The organism is Nitratireductor sp. XY-223 (genome assembly GCF_004959855.1).
Taxonomy (GTDB): domain Bacteria; phylum Pseudomonadota; class Alphaproteobacteria; order Rhizobiales; family Rhizobiaceae; genus Hoeflea_A.
Genome location: NZ_SPNT01000032.1, coordinates 1 through 11021, shown reverse-complemented (window position 1 = coordinate 11021; position 11021 = coordinate 1). Strand labels below are relative to the sequence as shown.

The 11021-nt window shown below is 53.2% G+C and carries 12 protein-coding genes; 4 read left to right on the top strand and 8 right to left on the bottom strand.

Going from position 1 to position 11021, the window contains the following annotated elements:
• The first annotated feature begins 126 nt into the window (after window positions 1-126).
• On the top strand, window positions 127-777 hold the full coding sequence (locus E4M07_RS28455; protein ID WP_169054463.1) for a DNA/RNA non-specific endonuclease: 651 nt from the start codon (window positions 127-129) through the stop codon (window positions 775-777).
• A gap of 63 nt (window positions 778-840) precedes the next feature.
• Here E4M07_RS28455 and E4M07_RS28450 read toward each other — a convergent pair whose 3' ends face one another.
• The 6 genes from E4M07_RS28450 to E4M07_RS28425 all read right to left on the bottom strand — a co-directional run bounded on the left by E4M07_RS28450 (window position 841) and on the right by E4M07_RS28425 (window position 8489).
• The gene (locus tag E4M07_RS28450) at window positions 841-2541 is read right to left on the bottom strand and encodes a GMC family oxidoreductase (RefSeq protein WP_169054462.1); all 1701 of its coding nucleotides are present in this window, start codon (window positions 2539-2541) and stop codon (window positions 841-843) included.
• Between the two features lie 4 nt (window positions 2542-2545).
• The gene (locus E4M07_RS28445; protein WP_169054461.1) at window positions 2546-3001 is read right to left on the bottom strand and encodes a gluconate 2-dehydrogenase subunit 3 family protein; all 456 of its coding nucleotides are present in this window, start codon (window positions 2999-3001) and stop codon (window positions 2546-2548) included.
• Window positions 3002-3188: 187 nt separating this feature from the next.
• Entirely contained in the window at window positions 3189-4121 is a 933-nt protein-coding gene (locus E4M07_RS28440; protein ID WP_169054460.1) for an endonuclease/exonuclease/phosphatase family protein, read from the bottom strand.
• Between the two features lie 74 nt (window positions 4122-4195).
• Window positions 4196-6043 (bottom strand): type IV secretion system ATPase VirD4, encoded by a 1848-nt coding sequence (gene virD4, locus E4M07_RS28435; protein ID WP_169054459.1) that lies wholly within the window; start codon window positions 6041-6043, stop codon window positions 4196-4198.
• Between the two features lie 11 nt (window positions 6044-6054).
• Entirely contained in the window at window positions 6055-7959 is a 1905-nt protein-coding gene (locus E4M07_RS28430; protein ID WP_136661797.1) for a relaxase/mobilization nuclease domain-containing protein, read from the bottom strand.
• Window positions 7956-8489, bottom strand: coding sequence for a DNA mobilization endonuclease VirD1/MobC family subunit (locus tag E4M07_RS28425; RefSeq protein ID WP_136661796.1), 534 nt, complete (start codon window positions 8487-8489; stop codon window positions 7956-7958). The genes E4M07_RS28430 and E4M07_RS28425 overlap by 4 nt, the downstream gene beginning before the upstream one ends.
• Window positions 8490-8861: 372 nt before the next feature.
• Here E4M07_RS28425 and E4M07_RS28420 point away from each other — a divergent pair, with 372 nt between their 5' ends.
• Genes E4M07_RS28420 through E4M07_RS28410 form a run of 3 tightly spaced genes read left to right on the top strand, consistent with a single transcriptional unit; the run spans window position 8862 to window position 10310 of the window.
• Window positions 8862-9560: an AAA family ATPase gene (locus E4M07_RS28420; RefSeq protein ID WP_136661795.1), complete on the top strand. Its 699-nt coding sequence runs from the start codon at window positions 8862-8864 to the stop codon at window positions 9558-9560.
• On the top strand, window positions 9560-10084 hold the full coding sequence (locus E4M07_RS28415; protein ID WP_136661794.1) for a hypothetical protein: 525 nt from the start codon (window positions 9560-9562) through the stop codon (window positions 10082-10084). Before E4M07_RS28420 ends, E4M07_RS28415 begins: the two co-directional genes overlap by 1 nt.
• Window positions 10077-10310: a hypothetical protein gene (locus tag E4M07_RS28410; protein WP_136661793.1), complete on the top strand. Its 234-nt coding sequence runs from the start codon at window positions 10077-10079 to the stop codon at window positions 10308-10310. Before E4M07_RS28415 ends, E4M07_RS28410 begins: the two co-directional genes overlap by 8 nt.
• A gap of 6 nt (window positions 10311-10316) precedes the next feature.
• On the opposite strand, the gene E4M07_RS29275 is transcribed toward E4M07_RS28410, so the two are convergent.
• Together E4M07_RS29275 and E4M07_RS28405 are read right to left on the bottom strand one after the other, a co-directional pair.
• Window positions 10317-10493, bottom strand: a complete 177-nt coding sequence (locus E4M07_RS29275; protein WP_169054458.1) for a hypothetical protein — start codon at window positions 10491-10493, stop codon at window positions 10317-10319.
• Between the two features lie 68 nt (window positions 10494-10561).
• Window positions 10562-10894: a single-stranded DNA-binding protein gene (locus tag E4M07_RS28405; RefSeq protein WP_136661792.1), complete on the bottom strand. Its 333-nt coding sequence runs from the start codon at window positions 10892-10894 to the stop codon at window positions 10562-10564.
• Between the last annotated feature and the right edge of the window lie 127 nt (window positions 10895-11021).

Below are 11021 nucleotides of genomic sequence, written 5' to 3'. Positions count from 1 at the left end.
ATAGAGTGGGGACCACCCCAGCAGCTCCAACTGATATGAGAACTGGACCCGATGATTCTCAGATTAAAGTGCCAAAGGTCTTCACAACAACTGCATTCTCACATTTAAGTGCTAAGTGACAGCCATTTGGCGCGTCGAAAAAGCCTTTCTTGGGGTGCCACACCGGAGGAAATCGAAGACGCTAAGAAAGCCGAACGTGAAAGCGACTTCTATTCGAACATCGCACCTCAAGAGCGGCGCATGCATGTTGCATGGGGTAATGTTGAGGATTGGATGCTGGAATTGTCCGAATCCACTTCAACCGAACGGCGAGCATGTGTATTTCAAGGGCCGGTGTTTACTGAGGAGGATCCGGAAGTCACCATAACGGATGGATACGATCCGATAAAAGTTCCGGCTGGTTACTGGAAAATCATGGCCATTCGGCGAGGGTCAAAACTTAGAGCTGCGGGGTTTCTCATTTGGCAGAGTGACTATGCAAATCCCGATCCACTTAAATTCTCGCCTGTTCTTGAACAGGTTCGGCTGACGACAATTGAGGTACTGAGCGGATTGTCATTTCCTACTCTACGCAATTCTGATGCAATTATATATGCGATAGAGGAGGGAAGATTAGCAGAAATTACGACAATGGCGCGTCGTGAGCCGACGGACTTTCTGGGACGAATGCGTGACACAGCGATGATCTCGATTCCAAACTGGACAAAATCAGTTTTTACTTCCCCTCAAAAGCCGCGTCCAACAGCCATCAATGGCCCACAAGACATTATCATCTAAGGTTTTTCGGTGGCGGCGAATGGTGATGGCTTGCCAACCGCCCACAAGCGGGCTGCGGATAAGCTACTGCATCATTTCTGTTATGCGCTGACCAACACGCAGTGCATTGGCTTGGATGGTGAGTGTTGGATTCACGCCTGATCCCGTCGGCATAAATGATCCGTCTGTGACAAAAAGATTATCCAGGCCATGCACTCGACAGTCGCGATCAAGTACGGATGTCTTGGGGTCATTTCCAAACCGGCACCCGCCCGAACCGTGGAACATCCGTCGCGCTGTCACATCTTTCGACAAAAACTTCTTAAGTTCAGGAGGAGCTTCGTCATGCGTTGTCCCTCCCGCAATCTTCAAGATTTCCGTGGCTTTTTCACCTGCATATACACCAGCGTTGATATCGAAGGGATGCGGTCGATAATGAACGATTGTACCCGGCATTCCATATCTGTCGGCTGTACCGGTATTCAACTCGATCCGGTTGTGGGCGGTTGGCAAGCCCTCTCCGATATAGCTCAGATCCATTTTGTACGGATAGATTTCATTTAAATATTGTATTGCATCGGCTCCCCAGTTTCGCCAAACGGCTTGCAAGGGCCCGCCGAGAGCAGACACAAGAAAGATCCCTGTCTTTATGAACGGTGTGCTGTCATTTGAATGATCATTATAGAAATGATCGATAAACCCCGTGTGCGGTGCGTTCTGCCAAGCTTTGGTTGGTATCGGAGCCAGACTTCGTGCCCCTCCGGTGACGTGGAACATGACATAACGACCAAGAACGTCAGGGTTGCCAATCCCTGATGCCGCTAACAGCCGGCAGGATTCCAGAGCCTCGCATGCGACGATGATGATCGGTGCGGTAAGTTTTTCAATCTCCGCCTGACCACCTTCGGGATCACCAACCACCACCTCAAGGCTTTCGGCAACTGAGCCTTTGATGTGGATCTTGCGGACAAAAGAAAGCGGCTGGATCGTAAGCCGGCCCGTTTTCTCCGCCTCACGCAGCAACGTCACTCGCATGTCAGATTTTGCTTCGAATCTACAGGCATAATCCTGGCAAAGCCCGCTGTGATGACAAGCTTCGCGGCCCATATGCTTGCCGCTGTTGATTGCCATGGGCGTAGGCTTCAGCTCTATTTCGCTGTTCGCAACCTCAAGCGCCGTTTTGATATGCTTCTCGGCTGCACTCAATCGTAATGGTTTTAGACCTGAACCGGGGCCGGCCGCGATCCCCACAAGACGCTCCGCTTCAGAAAACCAAGGTTCAAATTCTGCAAATGAAACCGGCCAGTCATGAAGGTCGGCGGAGTGTTCAGCTCCCAGGTCGGCATAATTAGTTTGTTCCAGATCTTTTGCCTGCGTCGCAAATCGGGACTGCATTTCAAAATCAACAGGCTCCATCCGAAAAGACGCTCCGCCATAGTGAACCGTACCCCCACCGACAAGTTGCGACATCCATCCGCGTTTCGTTGGCCTGGGATCCGGAGCGCTCTGGCCATATTCATGATATGACAGCCAACGCAGCTCTTTTGGAACGTTCTGCTGTAGAAGTCTTTGTCTCGAGTACTTCAGCTCATCACCACGTCCCCAGCTTGAAAAACCTCCTGGCATCCCGTAGGCGCCGCCCTCCAGGAAGTCGTCGAGTTTGAGCCAGGGGCCTTTTTCAATCGCTAGCACACGCATCCCTGCATTGACCAACTGGTACGCAGCACAAGCTCCACCGGCGCCTGTGCCGATGACGATCGCATCAAAGTTTTCTTTTTCTGACAATGGCTTAATCCTCAATCACCATGAAGTTGCTGTAGTACCAACCCAGACCATTGAAGTTTCCACCGTAGCCCGGTTCAGCGAACAGGCCCTCTGCGACTCCTTCTCGGATTTGATTGAATGCGCGTCTCTGATCAACTTTCGAATTCCAGTCAGTATCTGAGTACTTTCGATCTTCGAGCATTGAGAGAGCCTCTTTTTGCTGCGCCTCAGTGAGCAAAGGAAATATCGAGCCGAAATGCAGATCGCAGACGCTGGAAAAGAGGCGCAACGCGGTGTGAATATCTTTGCCCCAATCCGGCTGCCACGTTGCTCTAAAGAGGATATAGCGATGCACCATAGCGTCCGAAGCGACTATGGTATGGTCCGCGCCTTTTAAACTCTTGACTGTGTTGGGGGGAAACAAAGTGTCTGCGATGGCGTCTATCAAACCAATGAAAGGCATGCTGAAAAGGTACCGCATGTCGTCTTCCTGAGATGGAACATCTATCCCGCGCGGGTTCGCAAGTTCCCGGTGAAATGATTTCTTGGGAGGTGGAGTGTGCTCGACTAAATGGGAGGTTGATGAAGACATCGAAAATACTCTCATAATGCAAATTCTGGAAGCGACTTGGGTTCAAAGCACGGAATTGGTAGACGCGTTCTGCCAATCAAAAATCGATTACAACTTCAACGGGGGCATGATCGCTGTCGCGTTTCTTTCCATCTCGTTTGATGTTCACTAAGTCGCTGCGAACCTTGCCTGAGTTCCTGACAATTTTTGGTTTTTCGCGGCCATAGTAAATGTCTTTGGGGTGCACAATGTGATCCAGCTGAATGCTTCCGTCCGCGAAAGACGATGTAGGCTCGCCCTTTCCGTCGGAGAGATCGATTGCGCTGTAGTGGATGTTTTCTGGATCAAGGACGCTGCCAAGAAGCGTCTCAATCCCGCTGCTATAAATTTGCTTCTCGTAGCGATCGTATTTGGGACCGTCATTAAGGTCACCAATGATCAAGTATCGGTTGTTAGGTTCGCCGCCTTCGGCGCGCTTCGCCATAAGCTCACGAATACGTAGACTTTCGGCTACGATGCGTTTTCGATTGCGGATGGCCTCCTTGTACTTGGCTTCGCCTTTCAGTCCCTTTTTGGGCTTCTTCGACTTGAAGTGAATCACAACGACAGTCAATTTGGTACCGGCCGCAACATGCTCAAGTTCAACGACCAGCGGCGCTCGCGCAAACTTGTAAAACCTTTCCGACCGGTCATCCCCGATCTTGGCCCTCCAGCGGTCAGTATTGATGCGGACCTTTTTTGCCTTGAAGATAGACTTTTTGTAAAGCAGCCCAAGATTGAAGTTCCTGTTGTCTCCGTTGGTCATCAATCCATCATATTGAGGACATTTCTCATCTCTGAAAAATTTCAGTTCTGCCGGGGACATGCACTCTTGAATACCAAGCACATCGGCATCCATTTCATTGATAATGCGACCAACATTCTTGGCACGTCTGCTTTCGGACGGTGTGATCCGATAGGAGCCTGATCGCATTTCAACCATGGTCCAAGAATAAAAGATGTTCCAGGTTGCGATAGTTTGTTTTGGCATAACATATCCCCTCATCCTCTTTTTATTGATTGTTATACTGTATTGAGAACAATTCAAAACCTAGGATTGAAATCTTAACTGGAAACTCTGTCTTTCACATCCTTGATACGGCTGAGAAGTTCCAAATGGTTGGATTTCATCAAATTGAAATTTTCCGCACTGATCCCATCCTCATCAACTTCACCTTCTTCTTCAGGGTCTACAACTGGATCATCTCCACTTGTCGAATTAGGTGCCGCACGCACAGCGTTCCGCAGTTGCGTCTTCAGGGCATTGACGACCGGATGCTTGCCTGTCTGATTTTCAAAAATGGGCTTCAAGGCACGATCCTCAAAATAGCGGACCTTCTGGGCGCGGACCGGGTCGGAGTCCTGGATCAACAGCACACAGTCTTCCGCCGACAGGCTGCGAAGGTCTTCCGGGCGCAAGAGCCTGGCGCCCTCTTCGCGCTCCTGAATGTTGCTCTTGCCAATCTGCCCCATCATCCAGGATTTGGATCGTGCCTTGCGGGTGAAATTGCCAATCGCCTTGGAGACGTAATCCGGGGTTTCGCTGTCCGCCGGCGCCATAAACAATTGCAGGCGGCAATTGGCCAAAAAGTTCTGCGCGCCATCATTGCCATAGGCGCCCCTGAGCTGGGCAAGCGACTGAGCAACAATCATCATGCGACCACCATAAGATCTGATGGTTGAGACCGCTTGGCTCAGCGCCGCCATACGGCCGAGCTGAGGAAATTCATCCAGCAAGAACAGAACCGGATAGGCTTCATCCTCTCTTGGCTCGGTGGCTTGTAGGATGGCGACGGCCTGTTGGAAAAGAAGCCTCACGACAGGGGCCAGGACGGCAAGATCGTTGGGTGCGACGACGATATAGATTGTTGCCGGATTGCGTCTCAGCGCCGAGATATCAAAATCGGATGTCTCTGTGGCAGCCCTTACCAACCCATCCCGCCAAAGACCAAGACCGCCATCAAAGAGCACCGACATGTAGGCGGAAAGCGTCCGGTCGGCGATCCCCTCCATACGACCATAGATCGATTTGGCCTCAGGGATATTGGTTTCGCTGGCGAGCTTTTCGAAAAGCTCGTTGAAATCTCCACCCTGGCTTAAGAGGTCGTAGATCGCGGAGATGGTCGGTGTCCTGCGCTCGATGACGACCAGAACACTGGCTGCAAATATCTCCTTGGCGCTGATGAGGAAGCCTTGAACATTATCACCTGGCATGACGATGAAGCTCTCGGCAATGCGCTTGGCCTCGGTAAAGCGCCGTTCGGGCGGAAGCTTGGTAACCCCCTCGAGCGGATTAAACCGGTGCGACTTGTTGTTCTCATCGAGCGGTGAGAACCTGTAAATCTTGTCGCCGAGCGAGGCGCGCGCCCGCGCTGTCTTGTCGAAATTCTCGCCCTTAACATCCAGACAGATCACCGAGCCGCCATAGGTAAGAAGTGTCGGGATTACGATGCCGACACCTTTGCCCGATCCTGTGGGGGCGCAGATGAAGCTGTGCGGGATCTCGCTCGAGGTGATGTATTCGCCGCGGCTGCGTGGAGAACCGAGTTTGGCATAAATCGGCCCCGCCAATTCTTTCATTCTGACGGCAAGCCGTGCCTTCTTAAGCTCGTCCTTGGTGGCCCATCTGGCCGACCCATGGCTATTGAGCTGCGGCCGATACGAGATGGCGATAAAGCCGATCATCCCAATGAGCGCCGCAGCCCCTATGATTAAGGCGCCGGTTTCAAACGGCTCCTGCAGACGTCCCACCACCCAGGGCGCGTAGTCGAGAATTTCAAACCCTTCGACATCGTTGAACTTGCCGCCCTGTTTGACGACTGCGTAAGCACTCGCGATAACAATGCCGACGACACTTCCAGCCATCAAACCCACAAAGCCAAAGATCAGTGCGTCCTGCAGTATTTTTTTCATGGACGCCCGCATTACAGATCAAGTCCACGGTTTTTGTTATTGCGGGCTTGCTCGGCTGCACGTTGTGCTGCGAGGTCCGCATCGCGATCGATCTTGGCGAGGGCGGTATTCAGTTGCAGTTTCCGCGCGCCATCGGCGTCTTGCAGCTCGGCTTCAAGATAGCGGCGGCTGAGCGCCCGTTGGTGATCGACATCCTTGGCCACATGCCGGAAGACCTTCGAGTGGCCGGCCTCCAGTTCTCTCAGCTCTGAAGACGTCAGCGTCTCTTTGACGGTTCTGCGGAGGCCTTCTTCCTGGGCCTGGTCAAGCCTGCGACCGTCACGGATCAACTTTGCGATGCGGTAGAGCTCTCTTTTCCTGTTGCTATGGGCTTCAAGCTCCCGTTCCGCCTTGCGATAGGTTTGAAGCGCATTGCGGTGCAATTCGTCATAGGCCGCCTGGGTCAGCTCCTCGACCTTCGATTTTGGCGTTTCGGGCTGGTAGGTCAGGTTCTTCTGAATGTCTTCCAGCTCATCCTTTCGCCAGCTATCCGCAAGCCCAATGGACGCCGCAGCCGATCGGTCGTATCGGCTGACCAATCTTTCGGGATCGATGCCCGCGGATTTGGCGAGGGCAGCGACTTGTGCGTCCGCCCTTTCCTTGACGGTGTTCTCAATCCCATCTCGCGCCTCGATGCCTTTATAGAGGCCATCTGGGTTTTCCCGGGAGTGAATGATCAGGTCCGCGACGTCTGTGAGATGTTGTGCCGCCTCCGCCTTGATCCGCGAGGCATCCCGTTCAAGCATCGATCGCTCCTTGCCAATGGGGATCGAGGCAATCTCGGCATCAATCTCTTTGATGTCGGCTAGGATTTCACTTCGTCTGGACATGATGAACTCGCTTGCGTGTTTCGCCTCTTCAAGACTGGTTTTGGTTGGATTGGATAGACCGGAATTGAGCTCCCGGCCCGACAACAGGGTCGCGGCCATCTCGCGCAGAGATTTTGAGAGCTCCGGGAACTGCTCTCGCAGGAGCTTTGCATCGGTTGAATATTGGCCTGCATAAAGAGCGATGCTGGCGGCCGCTCTCATGGCGGTCACCCTGGTATGGGAGGGAGCCTCGGGCTTCCTCCCTTCCCTTTCGGCCTTGCGTATCTCCGCATCTGGTATGGTTCGGTCAGAGAGACCCCGCGCGTATCGCGGTGAGGTATCTAAATGGATGCCCTCGCGGGCCGCGACCTCAACCTGCACCGCTCTGAATTCGTCATAGTTGAATGCGCTGGCTCGTGAGATTTTAAGCCAGTCGCCGTTTTCCATGCCCCTTCGATTGATCACGACATGGATGTGGGGATGGGCGCGGTCAGTATGGAACGCTGTGTAATAATCGTAGACATCGCCATACTTGCCGGAAGCAAACATTTCCTCGGCCCATGCCCGGCCGGCCCTATAGGCGGCACCATGATCGGTATCAATTGGGAAGCTGACGACGATGTGGGTGGTCTTATCCGATTGGGTCTTTGTTTCGCCTGATAAGCCCCAAGAGTTTATGAGTCGCTCCTGTGAGGTCTCATCCAGCTCGATGCCAAAATAGCGTTCGGACCGCTCGAGCTTCGCGTCGCCATCCTTGGACAGGTAAGACATCTGATCACGCATGCCGCGGGCATTGGTCGTCCCTCCCTTTTTGATGACTTTGACCATGGCGCTGTTGCCGCCCTGGAAGGCCGACAGAGGAAATCGAAGTCGTGTTCCAGAGGAACCCGGTCCGCCCCTAGCAGATGGGCCTTGCTGTTTGTTCAGAGCCGCATACAGGAGCGACAGACGCATGGGATTGCCGAGATTGAGCTCGGCCCAAGGATCTCCCATGACTATGTCTACAGGTGAGATACGTTGCTTTTTGACCGCGTCTTTAAGCAAAATTTGAGGGACATGAACGGTCATGCGCCAGCCCCCTCGCCCTTCGCCAATACGGCCTCCAACTTCCTCAAACCATCGGACCGCCGTTTTCCGACATTGACGATTTCCCGGATGATGTCCTCGAGCTCGGCGAGTTGAGCGCCAAGCTCCTTGCGATCCTCCATGAAGGCATTGAAGTCTGGACTGAGCGTCCTGTTTCCGGCCTTGGCGATCTGATTGATGTTGGTGGAGACACCGCTGATCTGACGTGTGATCGTTACAAGGTGCTGGAGCGCTTCATCTGAGATTTCGAGGAACCCGCCGCATTGCCGCACGAAGATGCGAACCGCTTTATTGGGTGTCACGCCATGTTTTGAGCACGCCTGTTTGAAGGCTTCCTTCTCTTCCGGCCGGACCTTCGTGCTCAGATGCACGAAGCCGACACCGCCATCATCATCCTCGGCGGTGGACGTCTTCCACTCCCCACGACGCCTGTCAGCCGTGGGAGATTTGCCCTTCCACGGCTCGGTGTTTCTCTCAGAACGCCGTCTGTTCTTCGTGCCGGGTTTGCTCAAAACCCCCGCTCCTTCGTCTCATGGCTTCAATTAGCCCTCGGGCGGCCACCTTCAGGTGGCGGGGGTACGTGGCGCAAAGGTGTTACCTTTGCATATATCCTGCCACGTACCCTCCATCTAAACTTAGCGCCTCAAGACGAGAGGGTGTTACTTACTAATACTAATCACGAATAAGCATTTCATGCTGCCGACAAGGAGGAAGAACAGGCTAATGGACATATCGACAGACTGACTTACCGACCATTGGCTCTTTCGACTTATGACCTTTTCGACCTATCGACTTCCCAACAAATCGACCTACAGACTCACCAACATTTCGACTTCTCAACATTTCGTCAGGTCGACATCTCGACGTCCCGACAGGTGGGCGCGATGAAGCAGATCACATTTGCTTCCTTCAAAGGCGGAGCGGGAAAAACGACTGCAGCGATGGCGGTCACCTCCGCTCTTTCCCAAAAGGGAGAGCGTATTGCTCTCATCGACACGGATGAAAACATGCCGTTGATCGAGTGGCGCAACAACGCCCTCAAAGCGGGAACATGGTCAGATCAGATCGGGGTCTTTGAAGCTGATGATCTCAGGTCGTTTGAAAAGGCCTTTGAAGATTCCGAGAAACAGAAGTTCGACTACGCCGTCATAGACACACGCGGCGGCGGTTCGGAATTGAACAATGCCTGTGTGATCAACACGCACCTGGTCATCATACCGTCGGCCTTAACCCAGCTCGACATGACCCAGGCATTGACGACCTTCGAGCACACAATCGGGCTTCATCAACAAATGGGCATGCAAATTCCGACCGCGCTTCTGATTCAGCGTGTACCGGTTCAAAAGCTCACCGTTTCTCAAAGGCAAGACCTGGCAGCCTTGTCAGAACTGCCCTGCTTCGAGACGCATTTGCACGCCCGCGATGCCTTTGCATCCCTCGGCAAGCGCGGTCTGTTGCACCTCGTCCATGAACAGATGAGGTCGGATCCCATGAGGCGCATCAGTGCCAGTCACTTGGCCGTTGCCATGGACGAGGTCCAAGCACTTGCAAATGACTTTCTGGAAGCATTGGAGGACGCATAGTGGGGATCAAGACACCGCCAGCATACAAACATCCCGCCAAGCGCGATCCGCAGCGTCCGGGAATTGAACTCAAACAGAACGTCCAGGCGAAACGACCGGAAGACCCAAAAAAGGAAAAAGAGGCGAAGGGACGCGGTCGTCAGAGCGATAATGAAAGAAACAGCCCAACTTCAGAAATGGTGCGTGTGCGGGTGGTCGCGTTCGAACCTTTGCCCGGTGAAATAACAATCTACGACGACATGGTCGAGAGCGGCATCTCTAAGAAAGAAGCGCTTTTGGGACTGCTCAGAAACGCCAAAGGTAAGATTGACGATCTCACAGCAAGTCAGTCCAAGGCGACCACGCAGCTGAGTTATGCGCACGGCAAGGAGTGTGTCGAAACCAACTGGTCATTGCCCAAGGAAAAAATTAGCCGACTGAAGTCCCGGCTTGATCCGTTCAACATCCTCACACCGCGATCACTTGGCGCAAGAATTGGGGCTGCTCTCATCGCCCTCTATGAGAGGGACCGCACCCATGAGTGAGACCTCACGATACGAGATTGACCTGTCAAAGCTGGTCGGGAAGCTGAATGATCTTCAATCGAAAGCCGATGGTGACATTGCGCGTGTGATCGAACTTCTACTGCTCGAAAACCACCTTCTCTCAATCGGGCAATCTTCTGGGTTTGAAAGAGGTCGGAAATGGGACTTTTCCCAAGTCCCAAGATTCCTGAAGATGGAGGAAGATGCGGATGCTCCAAGCGGTTGATCTGGCTCAGAGAGCCAGATCTGCATTGTACGCCTCGTAGTAGCGGTGCCGGGCGATTGACGCTTCGACATTGAGCTGTTCGAGGATTTCAGGATGTTCGTCGGCTTCGAAAGCTTCGAGGAATTTTTCATAAGCGATGTCAGCTTCGAGTTCGGCAAGATCTAGTGATTGCTGGTAGGTCATGGATCGGTCCTTCGTTTGTGTTTTTCTGAGGGAGGAGTGGCGGCCAGCTGGCCGCCACCTGGTTCCGATCACTCCGCGTCTTTGGCGAATGAGAGGACGTCGAAGTCCTGGGCAACGAGGTTGGTCTGGTAGACCCGCTTGCCGTCTTTCTCATAGGAGTTCGACTGAATGCTCCCTTGAAAGATGACCTGGTTGCCTTTCCGGCCGACTTTCTCATTGGCAAGGCGCTTGCGAAGGGCTTCGGTGAAAACGGTGACGTCGTTCCAGCTTGCTTCAGTGCTCCAGTTGCCGTCCTTGTCTTTGACCTGGCGGTCTGATGCGACCGAGATGCGGGTGACTTTCTCGCCAGCGTTGATTTTCCCGATGCGACCGATGATTTGGAATGTTGCGTTGTTGATCATGTCTGTCTCCTATGATGATTGTCCAGCAGGATTGTTCTGTCCCGCGATTTTGAATGCCGGAAAGTCATCGAAGACCCAGCCGTTTTTCAGTGTGTCGTAGATGATCGCGAGCAACTTGCGCGCTGTG

Bases quoted from the DNA above. Each gene is read 5' to 3' on its own strand.
- E4M07_RS28440 (WP_169054460.1), bottom strand. From the start codon at position 4,121: ATGCCAAAACAAACTATCGCAACCTGGAACATCTTTTATTCTTGGACC.
- E4M07_RS28430 (WP_136661797.1), bottom strand. From the start codon at position 7,959: ATGACCGTTCATGTCCCTCAAATTTTGCTTAAAGACGCGGTCAAAAAG.
- E4M07_RS28410 (WP_136661793.1), top strand. From the start codon at position 10,077: ATGAGTGAGACCTCACGATACGAGATTGACCTGTCAAAGCTGGTCGGG.
- virD4 (WP_169054459.1), bottom strand. From the start codon at position 6,043: ATGAAAAAAATACTGCAGGACGCACTGATCTTTGGCTTTGTGGGTTTG.
- E4M07_RS28445 (WP_169054461.1), bottom strand. From the start codon at position 3,001: ATGCGGTACCTTTTCAGCATGCCTTTCATTGGTTTGATAGACGCCATC.
- E4M07_RS29275 (WP_169054458.1), bottom strand. From the start codon at position 10,493: ATGACCTACCAGCAATCACTAGATCTTGCCGAACTCGAAGCTGACATC.
- E4M07_RS28420 (WP_136661795.1), top strand. From the start codon at position 8,862: ATGAAGCAGATCACATTTGCTTCCTTCAAAGGCGGAGCGGGAAAAACG.
- E4M07_RS28405 (WP_136661792.1), bottom strand. From the start codon at position 10,894: ATGATCAACAACGCAACATTCCAAATCATCGGTCGCATCGGGAAAATC.